Origin of the sequence: Microbacterium ginsengiterrae (assembly GCF_014205075.1) — a bacterium.
Classification (GTDB): Bacteria; Actinomycetota; Actinomycetes; order Actinomycetales; family Microbacteriaceae; genus Microbacterium; species Microbacterium ginsengiterrae.
In genome coordinates this window covers 1,105,079-1,122,593 of sequence record NZ_JACHMU010000001.1, presented here as the reverse complement: position 1 = coordinate 1,122,593, position 17,515 = coordinate 1,105,079, and the positions used below count along the sequence as shown (strand labels likewise).

Annotated in this window: 15 protein-coding genes; all 15 read left to right on the top strand. The window is 69.1% G+C overall.

What is annotated here, in order from left to right:
• The 15 genes from HD600_RS05575 to HD600_RS05505 all read left to right on the top strand — a co-directional run bounded on the left by HD600_RS05575 (position 1) and on the right by HD600_RS05505 (position 17,508).
• Positions 1-1,374: a protocatechuate 4,5-dioxygenase subunit alpha/beta gene (locus tag HD600_RS05575; protein WP_184282157.1), complete on the top strand. Its 1,374-nt coding sequence runs from the start codon at positions 1-3 to the stop codon at positions 1,372-1,374.
• Positions 1,375-1,399: 25 nt separating this feature from the next.
• Positions 1,400-2,353 carry a Gfo/Idh/MocA family oxidoreductase gene (locus HD600_RS05570; protein WP_184282155.1) on the top strand — a complete coding sequence of 318 codons (954 nt, stop codon included), beginning with the start codon at positions 1,400-1,402 and terminating at the stop codon, positions 2,351-2,353.
• Positions 2,350-3,324: an aldo/keto reductase gene (locus HD600_RS05565; protein ID WP_184282152.1), complete on the top strand. Its 975-nt coding sequence runs from the start codon at positions 2,350-2,352 to the stop codon at positions 3,322-3,324. The genes HD600_RS05570 and HD600_RS05565 overlap by 4 nt, the downstream gene beginning before the upstream one ends.
• Positions 3,321-4,022: a substrate-binding domain-containing protein gene (locus tag HD600_RS05560; protein WP_184282150.1), complete on the top strand. Its 702-nt coding sequence runs from the start codon at positions 3,321-3,323 to the stop codon at positions 4,020-4,022. The genes HD600_RS05565 and HD600_RS05560 overlap by 4 nt, the downstream gene beginning before the upstream one ends.
• A 67-nt stretch (positions 4,023-4,089) precedes the next feature.
• Positions 4,090-4,914: an IclR family transcriptional regulator gene (locus HD600_RS05555; RefSeq protein ID WP_184282147.1), complete on the top strand. Its 825-nt coding sequence runs from the start codon at positions 4,090-4,092 to the stop codon at positions 4,912-4,914.
• A gap of 72 nt (positions 4,915-4,986) precedes the next feature.
• Complete coding sequence (locus HD600_RS05550; protein ID WP_184282145.1) at positions 4,987-6,291, top strand: cytochrome P450; 1,305 nt, start codon at positions 4,987-4,989, stop codon at positions 6,289-6,291.
• A gap of 1 nt (position 6,292) precedes the next feature.
• On the top strand, positions 6,293-7,366 hold the full coding sequence (locus HD600_RS05545; RefSeq protein WP_184282143.1) for a PEP/pyruvate-binding domain-containing protein: 1,074 nt from the start codon (positions 6,293-6,295) through the stop codon (positions 7,364-7,366).
• Between the two features lie 33 nt (positions 7,367-7,399).
• Positions 7,400-9,250, top strand: coding sequence for a PEP-utilizing enzyme (locus HD600_RS05540; RefSeq protein ID WP_184282141.1), 1,851 nt, complete (start codon positions 7,400-7,402; stop codon positions 9,248-9,250).
• Between the two features lie 16 nt (positions 9,251-9,266).
• Positions 9,267-10,004: an SDR family NAD(P)-dependent oxidoreductase gene (locus tag HD600_RS05535; RefSeq protein ID WP_184282139.1), complete on the top strand. Its 738-nt coding sequence runs from the start codon at positions 9,267-9,269 to the stop codon at positions 10,002-10,004.
• Positions 10,005-10,017: 13 nt separating this feature from the next.
• Positions 10,018-10,338, top strand: a complete 321-nt coding sequence (locus HD600_RS05530) for a 2Fe-2S iron-sulfur cluster-binding protein (RefSeq protein WP_184282137.1) — start codon at positions 10,018-10,020, stop codon at positions 10,336-10,338.
• 13 nt (positions 10,339-10,351) lie between these two features.
• Positions 10,352-11,635, top strand: coding sequence for an NAD(P)/FAD-dependent oxidoreductase (locus tag HD600_RS05525; protein ID WP_184282135.1), 1,284 nt, complete (start codon positions 10,352-10,354; stop codon positions 11,633-11,635).
• Between the two features lie 13 nt (positions 11,636-11,648).
• Complete coding sequence (locus tag HD600_RS05520) at positions 11,649-12,293, top strand: HD domain-containing protein (protein ID WP_241731627.1); 645 nt, start codon at positions 11,649-11,651, stop codon at positions 12,291-12,293.
• Between the two features lie 2 nt (positions 12,294-12,295).
• On the top strand, positions 12,296-13,798 hold the full coding sequence (locus HD600_RS05515; RefSeq protein WP_241731732.1) for an aldehyde dehydrogenase family protein: 1,503 nt from the start codon (positions 12,296-12,298) through the stop codon (positions 13,796-13,798).
• 76 nt (positions 13,799-13,874) lie between these two features.
• Positions 13,875-16,703: an Ig-like domain repeat protein gene (locus tag HD600_RS15170; protein WP_184282132.1), complete on the top strand. Its 2,829-nt coding sequence runs from the start codon at positions 13,875-13,877 to the stop codon at positions 16,701-16,703.
• 91 nt (positions 16,704-16,794) lie between these two features.
• On the top strand, positions 16,795-17,508 hold the full coding sequence (locus HD600_RS05505) for a TetR family transcriptional regulator (RefSeq protein ID WP_184282130.1): 714 nt from the start codon (positions 16,795-16,797) through the stop codon (positions 17,506-17,508).
• Positions 17,509-17,515: the final 7 nt, after the last annotated feature.

Below are 17,515 nucleotides of genomic sequence, written 5' to 3'. Positions count from 1 at the left end.
GTGGCACTCGACAAGCCCTACAAGGACATTCCCGGCACGACGATCTACGACGCCGAGCAGGCGCGCAAGGGGTACCACCTCAACCAGTTCGCCATGTCGCTCATGAAGCCGGAGAACCGTGAGCGCTTCCTCGCCGACCAGGCGGCGTACCTCGACGACTGGCCGCTGAACCCCGTGCAGCGCCAGGCCGTGCTCGACATGGACCTGAACACCATGATCGCCGAGGGCGGCAACATCTACTTCCTCAGCAAGATCGGTGCCACCCACGGTCTGAGCTTCCAGCAGATGGCCGGGTCGATGACCGGCATGAGCGAGGCCGCGTACCGGGACATGATGGTCGGCGGAGGACGTCGCCCCGAGGGCAACCGCCTCAAGGACCTCGACGGCTGGACGCCGCCGGCGCCGGGCGAGAAGGCCGACACGTTCCGGCCGAACGCCCCGGCGAAGTACACCTCGGCGGTGTTCACCTCGCACGTGCCGGCGATCGGTGCGGCCATGGATCTCGGCAGGACCGAGGAGCCGTACTGGAAGAAGGTCTTCGACGGGTACCAGTGGACGAGGAAGTGGGCGAAGGAGAACACGCCCGACGTCGTCATCCTCGTCTACAACGACCACGCCACGGCCTTCGACGCCTCGATCATCCCGACGTTCGTCCTCGGCACCGGCGCGCAGTACCCTGTGGCGGACGAGGGCTACGGCCCCCGCCCGGTGCCGGATGTGCAGGGCTACCCGGAGTTCGCCGCGCACCTCGCGCAGTCGATCATCCAGGACGACTTCGACCTCACCCTCGTCAACGAGATGGTCGTGGACCACGGCCTCACCGTTCCGCTCTCGCTCGTCTACGGCGACGTGGAGCAGTGGCCGGTCAAGGTCATCCCGCTCGCGGTCAACGTCGTGCAGTACCCGGTGCCGTCCGGACGCCGCTGCTACGAGCTCGGCAAGGCGCTGCGCCGCGCGATCGACAAATGGGACGGCGAGGAGCTGAACGTGCAGATCTGGGGCACCGGCGGCATGAGCCACCAGCTGCAGGGGCCGCGTGCCGGACTCATCAACAAGGAGTGGGACAACGCCTTCCTCGACCACCTCATCGCCGACCCGCTCGGTCTCACCGAGTGGCCGCACATGGAGTACGTCGACGAGGCGGGCTCCGAGGGCATCGAGCTGGTGGACTGGCTGATCGCCCGCGGGGCGATGGACGACCAGTTCGGCGGAGAGGAGCCGACGACGCAGCACCGGTTCTATCACGTCCCCGCCTCCAACACCGCGGTGGGACATCTCGTCATCTCGAACCCGGTCGGCCTGACCGACACGGCCGCTGCGGACGCCGAGACGGGCGTCCCGGCTGCGGCAGACGCCCAGGCCGTCGTCGCCTGACCCCTTCCGACCTGAGGAGAAACGAATGACCGAGAAGATCCGCGTCGCGGTCGTCGGCGCCAACGGCGCCTTCGGCATGAAGCACCTCGACGGGCTGGCGAACATCGAGGACGCCGAGGTGACCGTCGTCGCCGCCACCTCCCAGGAGAAGGCGGATGCCGTCGCCGCACAGTACGGCGTGCCGACGGCGGTCGTCGGACTCGACGCCGTGCTCGAGCGCGACGACGTGGATGCCGTGATCCTCGCGACACCGACCGGGCTGCACGCCGCGCAGACCCAGGCCGTCATCGCGGCGGGCAAGCACGTGCAGGTCGAGATCCCGCTGGCCGACTCCCTCGCGGACGCCGAGGCGACGCTCGCGGCGGCCGAGGCCGCGGACCGCGTGGTGATGGTGGGGCACACCCGCCGCTTCAACCCCTCCCACCAGCTCGTTCACCGTCGCATCGTCGACGGTGAGTTCGCCGTGCAGCAGATGGACGTGCAGACGTACTTCTTCCGCCGCAGCAACACCAACGCCAAGGGCGAGCCGCGCTCATGGACTGACCACCTGCTGTGGCATCACGCGGCCCACACCGTCGATCTGTTCGCGTACCAGGCGGGCCGGATCGTGCAGGCCAACGCGATCCAGGGCCCGATCCATCCGGAGCTCGGCATCGCGATGGACATGTCGATCCAGCTGGGGAGCGAGTCGGGGGCGATCTGCACGCTGTCGCTGTCCTTCAACAACGAAGGGCCGTTCGGCACGTTCTTCCGCTACATCGGCGACACGGCGACCTACATCGCCCGGTACGACGACCTGTACACGGGCAAGGAGGAGCAGATCGACGTGTCAGACGTGGCCGTCAGCATGAACGGCATCGAACTGCAGGACCGCGAGTTCATCTCCGCGATCCGCGAGGGCCGCGAGCCGAACTCGTCCATCCGTCAGGTCATCGACTGCTACCGCGTCCTCGGCCAGCTGGAGGAGCAACTCGCGTGAGACTTCCCCGCATCGGCCTCGGCTGCATGAACCTCAGTCACGCCTACGGCAACCCGCCGTCGCCGGAGGAGGGCCTCGCGCTCCTGCGCACCGCGCTGGACGAAGGGGTGACCCACTTCGACACGGCCACCCTGTACGGCGGGGGCCGCAACGAGGAGCTCGTCGGGCGCGCGCTGCGCGGACGACGCGACGAGGTCGTGCTCGCCAGCAAGGGCGGAATGGCGATGGTCGACGGGGTGAAGGTCATCGACGGACGGCCGCAGACCCTGCACGCGCAGATCGACGCGTCGCTCGCGCGGCTGGGCGTGGACCACATCGACCTGTACTACCTGCACCGCTGGGACAAGACCGTACCGATCGGCGAGAGCGTCGGTGCGCTCGCCGAGGCTGTGGATGCCGGGAAGATCGGTGCGATCGGTCTCTCCGAGGTCTCCGTGGCCCGCCTGCGCGAAGCCCAGGCCGTCGCTCCCATCGCGGCGGTGCAGAACGAGTACTCGCTCTGGAGTCGGAACCCAGAGCTCGGGATGGTGGAGGCCACGAGGGATTCCGATGTGACCCTCGTGGCGTTCTCTCCCGTCGCCCGAGGATTCCTCGGCGGCGTGGTCGACAACCCCGACGCGCTCGCGCCCAAGGACATCCGCCGATCCATGCCGCGCTTCCAGCCCGAGAACTGGCCGGCGAACGCCGCGCTGCTGCCGGCATGGCGCGCGCTCGCCGCGGAGGCAGGCTGCACGCCCGCACAACTCGCCCTCGTCTGGCTGCTCTCGCGCGGAGACCATGTCGTGCCGATCCCGGGGACGACGAGCATCGACCACCTGCGCGAGAACATCGCCGCTCCCGGGATCAGCGTGGACGCCGCGCTGCTCGCCCGGGCAGGCGAACTCATCGACACCGGCACCGTGTCCGGGCCGCGCTACGCGCCGGGGCCGGCGGCCGAGGTGGACGCCGAGACGTTCGACGACGCCGCATGAAGGCCATCTCATCGATGGCCACGCGCCATCTGCTCTCCGACCTCGCCGATGCGGCCGTCGACGCCGGGCTGCCCGCCGTCGACATCGAGTCCGTCGGCGGTGTCGATGCCGAGACCCGCGTCTCGGCCGGTGAGCCCGTCGACCTGGTCTTCCTCGCGTCCGGAGCGCTGAAGCGCCTCGCGGACGCCGGGCAGGTGAACGCTGCGACGGTCGCCCCGGTCGTGCTGTCGCAGGTGGCTGTGGCCGTGCCGTCCGGTTCGGGGGAGCCGGCGGCGCGGTCCGATTCCTTCGCGTACGAGTCGGCGGAGGGCGTGCGCGCTGCGCTGCGAGCCGCCGAGAGGATCGGATACTCGACCGGTCCGAGCGGTACGGCTCTTGTGCGGATGATCGACGACTGGGGGATGACCGAGGAACTGGGCGATCGGCTCGTACAGGCGCGCCCAGGAGTACCGGTGGCGGCCTCTCTCGCCGACGGCGACGTCGATCTCGGCTTCCAGCAACTCAGCGAGCTCGTCGGCCAGCCCGGTGTGCGCATCCTCGGCGTCATGCCGGCGGATGCCGCGATCGACACCGTGTTCTCCGGCGCCGTGGCCGCGGCATCCACCGATCCGCAGCGCGCCGCCGAGGTCCTCGCGTTCTTCGCCTCGGACGCCGCGGCCCCGCTCGTACGTCGGCACGGGTTCCGCATCCCGGACTGATCCACACGCGGAGTCTGTTCGCGGTTAAGCTTCCACTGAGCGGAAGCAGACCACGAGGAGGTGGCTGATGGCCGGTGGCACATCGCAACCGGGGCAGACCGTCACAGGGCGGGTCCTGACGATCCTCGAGCTGTTCGAGAGATCGCTCGCGCCCCGCAGCCTCACCGAGATCAGCTCCGAGACGGGGCTGGCGCTCAGCACGACGCATCGGCTTGTCGGCGAGCTCGAGGCGTGGGGTGCGCTCCAGCGCGACGACAACGGTCGGTATCAGATCGGCCTGCGACTGTGGGAGCTCGGTCAGCATGCCGGGCGTCACGTGCGCGAGATCGCGCGACCGCTGCTGCAGGACCTGTTCACCCTCACGCAGGAGACCGTGCACCTCGCGGTGCGCGATCGCGCCGAGGCCCTGTACATCGACCGTGTCTACGGCACGAGGCGGGTACCGCAGGCGTCCCGCGTCGGCGGGCGGTTGCCCCTGCATGCGACCGCGGTCGGCAAGGTCCTTCTCGCGTTCGAGGAGCCGTGGGTGCGCGAGGCGATCCTCTCCCAGCCGCTCGAGCGGCGGACGCCCCAGACGCACGTCGACCCTGACGCGCTGAGGGCGGAGCTCGCCCTCGTCCGCACCCGCAGCTTCGCCACCTCGCTCGAGGAGACGAGAGTCGGCGCCACCTCGATCGCCGTCCCCGTGTTCCAGGGCGGACTCGTCGCCGCTGCCCTCGGGCTGGTGACGACGTCGGACGGCACGTCGACGATCGAACGGCACCTTCCCGCACTGAGAGGCATCGCGCGGCGCATCGAATCCAGCGTCGGGGGCTTCCCGCTCCAGTCGCTCCGACAAGACGTTTCCACTGGACGGAAGTCGTCGCGTCGGAACGCCGAGGGGGAGCGTTAGATGATCTCAGGTTCCGGCGATCCGGGGGATCGTCGGAACTCCCAAGCTCAGTGTGGACACGAAGGAGTCGTCATGGCACTCTCGCCGACAGAAGCCGCAGCGGCAGCCGCCGCCGGCTGTCCGGTCGACCACAGCGCGGCCGCCGGCGCCGCCACCGCCCGCGACCACCACGGTTACGAGCCCTTCGACATGAAGGACCCGTTCGGCGCATACGCCGAACTCCGTCGCAGCGAACCGGTCATGTACGACGAGCGCATCGACTGCTGGGTCGTCACCCGCTACGCCGACGTGAAGGCGACCTTCGAGAACTGGGAGACGTTCTCCAGTGAGAACGCCCAGGCTCCCGTGCGCGGGCGCGGCCCGCAGGCCACCCGCATCATGAAGGAGGGCGGCTTCACCGCGTACTCCGGCCTGTCCGCGCGCATCCCACCGGACCACACCCGGATCAGGGCCATCGCCCAGCGCGCGTTCACCCCGCGTCGGTTCAAGGCTCTCGAGCCGACGATCCGGGAGAACACCCGCGCAGCCCTTCAGGAGATGCTCGCCTCTCCCGACCGCACCGGCGACTTCTTCGCCCAGGTCGCCTACGACATCCCGACCATCACGATCCTCACGCTCCTCGGTGTGGACACGTCGCTCGTGCCCACCTACAAGCGCTGGTCCGACTCCCGGGCTGCCATGACGTGGGGCAACCTCGACGACGAGGCGCAGATCCCGCACGCCCACAACCTCGTCGAGTACTGGCAGGAGTGCATCGCTCTCGTAACGGCAACCCACGCCGACGGCGGCGACAGCCTCATCGCGGACCTCGTCACCGCGCAGGACGGCGGAGCGGAGATCACCGATCATGAGATCGCCTCGCTCTGCTACAGCCTGCTGTTCGCCGGCCACGAGACGACGACGACGCTCATCGCCAACTGCATCCGCGTTCTCCTGTCGCACCGTGAGCAGTGGGAGACGCTCATCGAGGACCCCGCCCGCATCGCCGCGGCCGTCGACGAGGTCCTGCGCTTCAGCGGATCCATCGTGGCCTGGCGTCGCAAGGCGCTGGCCGACACGGAGATCGGCGGCGTCGCGATCCCGAAGGACGCGAACGTGCTGCTCGTCATGGGATCGGCGAACCGCGACGAGGAAATGTTCGCCGACCCCGAGGTCTTCGACATCTCCCGTACCGATGCCCGAAACCACCTCTCCTTCGGCTTCGGCATCCACTACTGCCTCGGCAACATGCTCGCCAAGCTCCAGGCGAAGATCGTGCTCGAGGAGACCATCGCCGCCGTCCCGGGGCTCCGTCTCCAGGACGACGCCGACATCGACTTCCGCGAGAACCTCTCGTTCCGCGTCCCGGAATCCGTCCCCGTCACCTGGGAGGCCTGACATGAGCGACTACCTCTTCATCCGCTTCTTCGACGAGCAGGGCGCCACGAGCGTCGACGCCCTCGGGGGCAAGTGCGCGTCACTGGTGAACCTCACCGGTGCCGGCCTCCCCGTTCCCCCCGGCTTCGCCGTCACGACCGCCGCCTACGTCTCGTTCGTCGAACTCACCGGCCTCGCCGACGAGATCGATCGCCTGCTCGAGGGGCTGGACGTCGATGACGTCGCCGTCGTCGACGACGTGTCGGCACGGATCCGCGCGGAGTTCCTCGACCGCGAGATCCCCGCGGCCATCGCCGCCGAGTTCGACCGTGCATACGATGCCCTGCAGGCGCGCTTCTCCGAGGAGCAGCCGGTGGCCGTCCGCTCGTCCGCCACGGCAGAGGACCTCCCGGACGCGAGCTTCGCCGGGCAGCAGGACACCTACCTGTGGCTGCGAGGCAAGGACACCGTGGCCGAGCACGTGCGCCGCTGCTGGGCATCGCTGTACACCTCGCGCGCCATCGTCTACCGGCTCGCCAACGACATCCCCGACGAGGGCCTGTCGATGGCCGTCGCCGTGCAGAAGATGGTCGACGCGAAGACGGCAGGGGTGGCCATGACCATCGACCCCTCTAACGGAGACCGCTCCACCATCGTCATCGACGCGGCCTGGGGCCTCGGGGAGTCCGTCGTCTCCGGCACGGTCACGCCGGACAACCTGCACGTCGACAAGGTGCTGCTGACGATCTCCGAGGAGCAGATCGGCGCCAAGCACATCGAGATGGTCCCTGATGCCGACTCCCAGGGCGTCGTCGAGCGAGAGGTCGAGGCGGAGCGCCGCGGCATCCGCTGCCTCAACGACGACGAGGTGAAGGCCGTCGCGGCCATCGCCAAGCGCGCCGAGAAGCACTTCGGCAGCCCGCAGGACATCGAATGGGCCATCGACCGCACGCTGCCCGACGGGGAGAACCTCCTTCTTCTGCAGTCCCGCCCCGAGACCGTCTGGTCCAACAAGCAGGCCGATCGCACGCCGACCACCACCGGCTTCGGCATCTCCAGCATCACCCAGTCCCTCATGACCCAGATCGGCCGCTGAGCCGCCTACCCGAACCCCTCCGAGAGGACAGCCATGTCAGAGTCGACCGCTGTTGCCACCGCCACAGCCACCGCGCGCAACTCCTTCCCGAGCCCCTATGAGCAGGCCCCGCCCGCCGGAGCCGAGGGGTGGAAGGACCTGTACGCCTACAACCTCGTGTTCCAGGACGACCGCCGCGAGGTCGAGGAGAGCAAGTTCTGGTTCTGCGACAGCCAGCACTGGCCCACCGTGACCAAGCCCTTCGAGACGATCGGCTTCGAGTTCGCCGTCGGATGCCTCGGGCAGTACAACGCCCGCCAGCTGCTCATCCCGACCGCCAACGGCATCGAATACCGCATCCACAACGGCTACGTCTTCATGTCGCCGGTCGCGGTCGACCCCGAGCACATCGAAGCCCGCGTCCCGGAGTTCATGAAGCGGGCGGGGCACTACTTCGAGAACTGGGACAGCCTGCTGCAGAACTGGCACGGCAAGCTCCGCTCGACGATCGCCGAGATCGAGGCGCTCGACTTCACGGCGCTGCCGGACGCCATCCCGCTCGAAGACGTCCTCTCCGGGAAGGGGACGAGCCCGGCGACGGAGTTCCTCGAGAACTACGACCGGCTCATCTCGCTCGCCTACCGCGCCTGGCAGTACCACTTCGAGTTCCTCAACCTCGGCTACGTCGCGTACCTCGACCTGTTCATGTTCTGCAAGGAGCTGTTCCCCCGCATCCCCGACCAGGCCATCGCCACGATGGTGCAGGGCGTCGACATGGAACTGTTCCGCCCCGACGACGAGCTGAAGAAGCTCGCGAAGATCGCCGTCCGCGACGGCCTCACCGGCCTGTTCGAGGACACGTCGGATGCCGAGGGCACTCTCGCCGCCATCGCCGCGCACGCATCGGGGTCCGCATGGACGCAGGCGTGGAACGACGCACAGGACCCGTGGTTCAACTTCACCACCGGGAACGGGTTCTACGCCCACGACCAGTACTGGCGCGACGTGCCGGCGATCCCGCTCGGCTTCATCAAGGGATACATCCAGCGCCTCCAGGACGGTGCGGACATCGACCGTCACGTCGACGAGCTCGTCGCGGAGCGCGACCGGATCACCTCGGAGTACGCCGAGCTGCTCGATGGCGACGCGCTGGCGACCTTCCACGGCAAGCTCGGCCTCGCACGCGTCGTCTACCCGTACGTCGAGAACCACAACTTCTACATCGAGCACTGGACCATGGGCGTCTTCTGGCGCAAGGCACGGCAGCTGTCGGCCGTGCTGCACGAGGCCGGATTCTGGCCGGAGGCGAACGACATGTTCTACCTCCGCAGGGACGAGGTCCGCGAGGTGTTGTTCGACTACGTCAACGGCTGGATGGTCGGCGCGCCCGCCATCGGTCCTTCTCGCTGGCCCGCTGAGATCGAGCGTCGCCGCGGGATCATCGACGCGCTCTCGACCGCGCGGCCGCAGCCGGCACTGAACACGCCGCCCGAGGTGATCACCGAGCCGTTCACCCTCATGCTGTGGGGCATCACCGACGACCAGATCCAGAACTGGCTCGGCAAGGGCGACACCCCGGAGGGCACGCTCAAGGGCATGGCCGCGTCGCCCGGCATCGCCGAGGGGCGTGCGCGCGTGATCTCCAGTGCGGACCAGCTCTTCGAGGTGCAGGAGGGCGAGATCCTCGTCGCTCCGGTGACGGCACCGAGCTGGGGCCCGATCTTCGGCAAGATCCGTGCGACCGTGACCGACATCGGCGGCATGATGAGCCACGCCGCCATCGTGTGCCGCGAGTACGGGATGCCCGCCGTCACGGGAACCGGCACCGCATCGGTGCAGATCACCACCGGTCAGCGGCTGCGGGTCGACGGCAACACCGGCACCGTCCAGCTGCTGGACGACTGAGAGCAGGAGCACGCACATGACTCGCACAGTGGTCGTCACCGGCGCAGGCGGAGGGCTCGGCGCGGAGTTCGCCCGTGCCTTCGCCGCCGCCGGAGACCGCGTGATCGTCGCCGACATCGACGGGGATGCCGCCGCCAGGGTCGCGGCGTCCATCGAGGATGCCGGTGGCACCGCGCTCGCCGTGCGGGTCGATGTCACCGACCGTGCGTCGACGGATGCCCTCGCCGCAGCCGCCGTCGAGGCGGGTGGGTCCGTCGACGTCCTCATCAACAACGCCGCCGTCTACGCGACGGTGACCCGGTCGCCCTTCGAGGACATCGACGAGGGGGAGTGGGACCGCGTGATGGCCGTCAACCTGAAGGGGCCGTGGCAGGTCGCCCGCGCGCTGTCGCCGCATCTGGCCGCCGGCGGTCGGGTGATCAACATCTCCTCCGCGACGGTCTTCAGCGGGTCGGCGCAGTGGGCCCACTACGTCGCATCCAAGGCCGGGGTCATCGGGCTCACCCGCGTCCTCGCCAAGGAGCTCGGCACGCGAGACATCACCGTCAACACCGTCGCACCCGGCTTCACCCTCACCGAGGCCAGCCACGGCCTGATCGACAACGCCGCCGAATACGGCGTCGATCGCGGATCGATCCGCCGGGCCATCGCACCTCAGGACATCGTCGGGACCGTGCTGTACCTCGCCTCTCCCGCCGCCGCATTCGTCACTGGCCAGACCGTCGTCGTCGACGGCGGCCGCCAGTTCATCTGATCAAGGAGACATCATGAGCACCGTCACCTACACCGCCGACGACGGCACGGTCACCACGATCGACGGACGCCCCGGCGACTCCGTGATGGAGACCGCGGTCCGCAACGGCGTACCAGGCATCGTCGGCGAGTGCGGCGGGAGCCTGTCCTGCGCCACCTGTCACGTCTTCGTCGCTCCCGAGACCCGCGACCTCGTCGGAGGACCAGGGGACCTCGAGGACGAGATGCTCGACGGCACCGCCGTCGACCGTCGGGATGAGTCGCGGCTCTCGTGCCAGATCCGGCTCGAGGACGGCTGCGAGTACCACATCACCACACCGAGCGAACAGATCTGAGCCGGAGTCCATCATGAACGCCACACTCATCGTCGGCGCCTGCCAGGCCGGCGTGCAGATCGCCTCCATCATGCGTGAACGCGGCGACACCGCCCCCATCGTGCTCGTCGGAGAGGAAGCGCACCGGCCGTACCAGCGCCCGCCGCTGTCGAAGGGGTGGATCAAGGGCGAGCTGCAGCCGGACGACGTCATCCTGCGCAGCCGCGAATGGTTCGCCGAGCGCGACATCGAGCTCGTCACCGGCGACCGCGTCGTCACGGTGCATCGCGACGCGGACGGAACGGGTGTCGCGACCACGGAGGGCGGCCGCCGGATCCCCTTCGGACGGCTCGCGCTGACCACGGGGGCGTCCGCCAGACGGCTTCCCCTGGAGGGGACCGATTACCACGGTGTGCACTACCTCCGTGATGCGGACCAGGCCATCGCTCTGCAGCCGGCGCTCGCGGATGAGGATGCGAAGGACATCGTCGTCATCGGTGGCGGCTTCATCGGTCTGGAGACCGCAGCGGTCGCCCGTGGCCTCGGCAAGAACGTCACCGTCCTCGAGGCCGCGCCTCGGCTGGTCGGACGCGTCGTGTCCGAGGAGACCAGCGCCTTCTACCTCGATGCGCACCGTCGGCGCGGCATCCGGGTGATCCTCGACGCCCGCATCTCCCGGATCCTCGGTGGTGACGCGCGCGTCGCCGGCGCACACGGCTCGGTCACCGGCGTGGAACTCGCCGACGGCACCGTCATCCCCGCCGACCTCGTCCTCATCGGCGTCGGCGTCGTGCCGCGCACCGAACTCGCCGAGCAGCTCGGCCTGGAGGTCGACGGCGGCATGGTCGTCGACAGTGCGGCGCGGGCATCCGACGGTCTCACCGTCGCCGCAGGCGACTGCACCATGATGCCCAACCCCTACCCGCTCGGTGTCGGCGGCCGCATCCGCCTCGAGAGCGTGAACAACGCTCTCGAACAGGCCAAGATCGCCGCCGCGTCCCTGCTCGGGGAACCGGCCGAGTACCGCTCCGTCCCATGGTTCTGGTCGGATCAGGGCGACCTGAAGCTCCAGATCGCGGGTCTGTCGACGGGATACGACCGCGTCATCGTACGAGGTGAACCGGACACCGAACGGTTCGCGGTGCTGTACTACCGCGACGGCCGCCTCATCGCCGCCGACGTCGTGAACCATCCCGTCGAGTTCCTCGCGGTCAAGTCCGCGCTCGCGAAGGGCGGCACCATCCCACCCGAGGCCGCTGCGGACACCTCCGTGCCGCTGAAGTCCGCTGTCGTGCTGCCCGAAGCAGTCAATGCCTGAGAACGGAGCCCCCATGACTCTCCCCGCCGTCGCCCCCGTCGACACCAGCCCGATCTCCGCCTCGGATGACCGTGGCGACCTCGATCCGCTGTGGCGCGCCATCGTCAAGGAGTCGCGTTCGCGGCAGAACGACATCCACCTGCCGATCTCCTTCGCGTTCGCGGAGCGTCTCTGCGACGCCCACCCCGAGGCCGACGCACTGCTCGTCCGCGTGACGATCCTGCTGCACGACACCGGCTGGGCCCGCGTCGACCAGGACCGCATCCTCACCGAGGGCTTCTCCGGGGACTGGCGCCGCGCGGATGTGCGGTACGAGCACGAGCGGCACGGCTGCGACATCGCACGCGAGGTGCTTCCCGGGCTCGGGTACGACGATGCGTTCATCGAGCGCGTGACCGCGATCATCGACGGCCACGACACCCGCCCGGTCTCGTACTCGCTCGAGGACAGCCTCGTCCGCGACGCCGACCGGCTCTGGCGCTTCACCCCGACCGGGATCGCCCTGGCCTCGTCGTGGTTCGGCCGGACACCGGCGGACTACTGCGCTCGGCTGCGTGAGGAGATCGTGCCGGAGCTCCTCACGGACGCCGCCGTGCAGATGGCCGAGGCCGAGCTCACCAGGGCGGAACGGCTGCTGAAGGTCGAGCAGCTCTCGTGACCATGCTGACTGAAGACCTCGTGGCGGCGATGCGTGATCGCCACCGCGACGCCGCATCCGGCCTGCCGTACACCCACGTCTCCGGTCACCGCATCGACGGTGCCGAGACGACGGCCGCCGGAGCGGTGATCTCACCCGTCGTGGACCCCGCGACGGGAGATCACTGGGGGTCGGTGCCGGAGGCGGATGCCGCCGCCATCGACGCGGCCGTTGCCGCAGCCCGTGCCGCCCGTCCCCAGTGGGCGGCACGGACTCCCTCTGAACGCGCGCACCTGCTGCGCCGCATGGCGGATGCCGTCGAGCGGCGTGCGGACGTGCTGAGCGTCACCAACACGCTGGAGAACGGTTCGCCGGTGTCCGAGACCGCCGGCGCTGCGGCGAACGCGGCATCCATCCTCCGCGTCGTCGCGAGTCTCGCAGGGCACCTGGAGCAGGAGGACGTTCGGGCGTTCCCCGACGGGCGCAACGAGACGGTGGTCGCGCACGACCCGATCGGCGTGTGCGCGCTCATCGCCCCCTGGAACTTCCCGATCAACCTCGTCGTGATCAAACTCGCACCCGCCCTGCTGGCCGGTTGCACCGTCGTCATCAAGCCGGCCGGTCCCACGCCGCTGTCCGTCCGATTCCTGCTCGAGGCGGCCGATGAGGCGGGGATCCCCGCCGGCGTCATCAACATCGTCACGGGCGACGGCGTCGCCGGCGAGATGCTCGTGCGGCACCCGGGGATCGACAAGGTCGCCTTCACCGGATCGACCCCGGTCGGGCGCAGGATCGCCGCCGCGTGCGGTGAGCTGCTTCGACCGGTGACCCTCGAGCTCGGCGGCAAGTCGACGGCGCTCGTCCTCCCGGACGCCGACCTGGATGCCATGTCGTCTGTCCTGCTGCGCAGTTGCATGCGCAACACCGGGCAGACCTGCTACATCTCCACCCGCCTCGTCACCACGGCCGAGCGCTACGACGAGCTCGTCGACATGGTCACCGCAACAGTGGCTGCCGCTCCCGTCGGCGACCCGCTGGACCCGTCGACGGTGTTCGGACCCGTCGCGTCGTTCGCGCAGCGCGATCGTGTGCGCGGGTTCATCCGCGCCGGTGTCGCCGAGGGCGCCAGGGCGACGCTCGGCGGCGACGTGGCCGAACCCCTCCCGGGAGGAGCGTTCGTCGCCCCCACGGTGTTCGCCGATGTGACGCCGGGCATGACGATCGCCCGCGAGGAGATCTTCGGCCCGGTCATCACGATCCTGCGCGCCGACGACGTCGACGGCGCCGTCGACATCGCCAACGACACCGCGTTCGGTCTCGGGGGCATCGTCTTCGGCGGAGACGAGGATGCCGCGTTCCGCATCGCCCGCCGGATCGACACCGGCTCGGTCGGGGTGAACATGTTCGCCTCCAACCACTACGCGCCCTTCGGCGGACGGCACGACTCGGGGCTCGGAGTCGAGTACGGCATCGAGGGGCTGATGGCGTACCTCACTCCCCAGTCCGTGCACCGCCGGATGCGCTGAGCGCCTGACGCTCGCGTATCGGAATGAGATGCTGAGTACACTGGACAAAACATGCATTGCTGTCTAATATTGGATAGTGATCCAAGTTTATCGTCCCCGTGTTCCGCATCTGCGCCGAGACGCTCCTGCATCGACGGTCGTCTCCCGCCCCCGCCGGCACATCGCGCTGCTTACCGTGGCAGCGATCGCCCTCAGTGGCGTCGGCGTCGGGGTGGCGAGCCCCGCGCACGCGGCTCCCACCCCGCAGCAGGTCTTCGACTTCACGAGCCCGAGCGGCACGGACTGGGTCGTTCCGGCCGGCGTCACGGAGGTAGTGGTGGGCCTGCGCGGCGGCACAGGTGGGGCCGGTGACCGTGTCAACGGTGGCCGCGGTGCGGATTTCGGGGTGACGATCCCCGTGGCGACGGGGGACCGCCTCACGGTCTACGCCGGTCAGCGCGGGCGGGGCAAGGGTGACGAGCGCATGGGCGGCGCCGGGTTCATCTCCGGGGGCAACGGCGGCAAAGGCAGTCTTCTGGGGGCCAACGGTGGTGGTGGTGGCGGGGCATCCGCAGTCAAGCTCAACGGAGAGCTCATCGCGGTCGCCGCGGGCGGCGGTGGTGGTGGCGGGTACACCGGCAAGCCGAACGTGTCGCTCTCCCTGTGGGACCTCACGGCAGTCATCGCGGCCATGGGCGGCTACAAGGGGCATTCCGACGGAAGCGCCACCATCGGCTTCGTGCCAGGCGGCAAGGGCGGTGACAATGCCGGTTCGTCGTTCGATGGAAAGACCATCACGACGTACGCGCCGACCGCAGGGGCGGGCAAGACCCCGGGCGGGATGGGGAAGAACGGAGTCGACGACTCCTCCTTCCCGCGCTACAAGAAGTCCGGCGCAGGTGGCGGCACGGCGTCAACGAGCACCAGCGGAGGTGGCGGTGGTGGCGGCGGCGGTGGCTGGCCTGCCTCAGGCACCGGTGGCGGTGGCGGTCGCAAGTTCCTGGGATACTCCGCCGGGTCCGGCGGTGGAACCGGCGTGAGCTGGGTCACGGATGCCGTTCCTGGCGTGCACATCGATACTGAGGCGCGTCGGCCCGAGGACATGCACGACTACTTCGGCCCGCTCGCCGAGGTCGGGACAGTGCGCATCATGATCCCGATGCAGAGCACGACGACGTTGAGCGCGCCCGCGGACGTCGCCGCGGGCGAGCAGATCGCGCTGCGCGTGCGCGCTGCCGACACCCGCACGCCGAACACGCCGTTGGACGGCTGGGTGAATCTCTATCAGGGCACGACCCGCGTCGCCTACGCGTCGATCAGCGGGGACCACACGTTCACGGTCGCCGGGCTTGCAGCGGGCACCTATGAGTTCCGTGCGGAGTTCAGTCCCACCACATCGCAGCGGGACTACCGGTCCTCGTCGACCAACTCCACGGGGTCGACCACGGTGACGGTTGTCGAGGCTGCATCGCCGCAACCACGGCCGGATGATGTCGCGACGCAGACGCAACTCACCGTCCTGACGACGCCGGCGACGTTCGGCGAGCTCCTCATTGTCGGGGCGAGCATCGCGCTCGACGGTCCGGTCAATCTCTCCGGGCAACTCGTCGACTTCGAAGTCGACGGCAGCAACGTCGGATCCAGCGTGCTTCTCTACAGCGGCAACGGGCGGTTCAGCACGCTGTTCCCGGTGAGTGTCGCCCCTGGTGCGGGGGATCACGAAGTCGTCGCCCGGTTCGCAGGACTCCCGGACGGCGACCCCGCGACGCCCGATGCTCTGCCCTCCGTGAGCGATCCGGTCCAGTTCACCGTGGCGCAGGCTACGACGACGACGACCATCACCGCCGCTGCGTCGACCGTCCGCGCGTTCGAGCCGATCGACGTCGAGGCCGCCGTCACCTCGCCGGCTGTCGGGCTGAACGGGGACGTCGTGCTCCTCGCCGACGGATCGCCCCTGACGTACGCCTCACTCGACAGCGGCGGCACCGTCCTGTTCGACGACGTCGTCATGCCGTGGGGGACCGAGCAGCTCGCGGTGGCGTTCCTCGGGGACGTGAACGGGGACTTCGCCATGTCGACCTCGGGCGACCATTCGATCTCGGTCACAGCGGTGGAGACAGCGACCGCGCTCTCACTCTCCTCCTCAGGCATTCGAGCGGATGAGACCGTCACGCTCTCTGCGACGGTCACCGCCACCCAGCTGGGCGTGACCGCCGACCCGAGGGGCGCGGTCGAGTTCCTCCTCGATGGCGACGTCGTCCACACCGCACCGGCAGGAATGGACATCGACCCCGAGGCGGATGACGGCGAGGCGCGCTTCGAGATCGAAGCGGACTCTCTGCAGATCGGAACGCACATCGTGACAGCTCGCTTCGTCCCGGCGCCCGGATTCGCAGAATCGGCGTCCGACCCCGCAGAGCTGGAAGTGGCCGGGATCGCCACCGTCCTGACACCGAGTGCGGGTGCTGTCTCGGGTACGCCGGCGACCCCCGCATCGGTGGAGCTTACGGCGGCTGTCGCTGCTGAGCCGACCCGCCGGTCCGGCCCAGCAGGCCCGGTGGACGGGCACGTGGTGGCATTCTCGGGAACGGATCCCATCGAGGACCCGGCCGTCCTGGTCGACGGTACGGGAACCATGACCTTCGGGTCACTACCGGTCGGTGTGCACGAAGTGACACTGCGCTTCGTTCCTGAGGCAGCCACCATGCTCGAGAGCGAGACGACGGTGATGGTCACGGTTGCCGCCGAACCCCCGGCCGGCGGGGGTGATGACGAGCCCGCCGCGGGTGCCGATGGTGCCGGCGAGTTGCCGTCGACCGGCGGGGATTCCACGGCCGCACTGCTGCTCGCTCTCAGTCTGATGGTCGGCGCCGGCGCGATGCTCGGCCTCGCTCGGATGCGTCGTGCCGCAGCCGGGAGGGCCTAGGCGAAAGAGGAGCGGGATCGGCGCGTCCGACGAGTGCCGGTCCCACTCACGTATCGTGGACCTGTCCGATCTGCATTGAGGGGAGGATTCCATGGCTGACGGTCTGCGGGAGCGCAAGATGCTCCTGACGCGACGTCGCATGGAGCAGGCGGCGGTCGACCTCGCTTACGACGGGGGCATCGCGAGCGTCACTGTCGAGCGGATCTGCGAACGTGCGATGGTCTCGCGCAGCACGTTCTTCAACTATTTCCCCTCCCTTGAGGTGGCGATCTTCGGCCCGGCGCTCGAGTATGACCCGGCGCTAACCGAGCGGATCCTGACGACGCACGCCGACGACCTCGTGATCGCCGCCTCTCTGATCGTGACCGAATCGGTTCGGGGCCAGACTGACGATGCCGTCACCCGCCGCCGCCTCGCCCTGTTCTCTCGTGAGCCGGGCACGACCACCGCTGTCTCGTGGTCGAGCGATACGAGCCGGACGCGCCTCATCACGGTCATCGCGGACTGGCTGGATGCGCATCGCGAGCTCGCCCGCCTGCCGAGGGAGACCAGCGCGACCGAGGCCCGGATCATCGTCGCGATGTCGATCTCCGTCGGGGACGAGGCGATCCGGGAACTGCGTGAGGTCGACGGCGAACTCATCATCGACCTCGATGCCTATGTGCGCGCCCGGCGGAGGCTCTCGGCGGTACTTGCGGATCCGGCGGTACTTGCGGATCCGGCGGTACTTGCGGATCCGGCGGCACCACCGGGTGCGCCATCGTCTTCTGCGCAGCGCGCCGGCGCGCGGCACGGTCGCGGGTGACCGGAGG

Bases quoted from the DNA above. Each gene is read 5' to 3' on its own strand.
- HD600_RS05515 (WP_241731732.1), top strand. From the start codon at position 12,296: ATGCTGACTGAAGACCTCGTGGCGGCGATGCGTGATCGCCACCGCGAC.
- HD600_RS05545 (WP_184282143.1), top strand. From the start codon at position 6,293: ATGAGCGACTACCTCTTCATCCGCTTCTTCGACGAGCAGGGCGCCACG.
- HD600_RS05530 (WP_184282137.1), top strand. From the start codon at position 10,018: ATGAGCACCGTCACCTACACCGCCGACGACGGCACGGTCACCACGATC.
- HD600_RS05535 (WP_184282139.1), top strand. From the start codon at position 9,267: ATGACTCGCACAGTGGTCGTCACCGGCGCAGGCGGAGGGCTCGGCGCG.
- HD600_RS05555 (WP_184282147.1), top strand. From the start codon at position 4,090: ATGGCCGGTGGCACATCGCAACCGGGGCAGACCGTCACAGGGCGGGTC.
- HD600_RS05570 (WP_184282155.1), top strand. From the start codon at position 1,400: ATGACCGAGAAGATCCGCGTCGCGGTCGTCGGCGCCAACGGCGCCTTC.
- HD600_RS05550 (WP_184282145.1), top strand. From the start codon at position 4,987: ATGGCACTCTCGCCGACAGAAGCCGCAGCGGCAGCCGCCGCCGGCTGT.
- HD600_RS05540 (WP_184282141.1), top strand. From the start codon at position 7,400: ATGTCAGAGTCGACCGCTGTTGCCACCGCCACAGCCACCGCGCGCAAC.
- HD600_RS05560 (WP_184282150.1), top strand. From the start codon at position 3,321: ATGAAGGCCATCTCATCGATGGCCACGCGCCATCTGCTCTCCGACCTC.
- HD600_RS05505 (WP_184282130.1), top strand. From the start codon at position 16,795: ATGGCTGACGGTCTGCGGGAGCGCAAGATGCTCCTGACGCGACGTCGC.
- HD600_RS05525 (WP_184282135.1), top strand. From the start codon at position 10,352: ATGAACGCCACACTCATCGTCGGCGCCTGCCAGGCCGGCGTGCAGATC.
- HD600_RS05520 (WP_241731627.1), top strand. From the start codon at position 11,649: ATGACTCTCCCCGCCGTCGCCCCCGTCGACACCAGCCCGATCTCCGCC.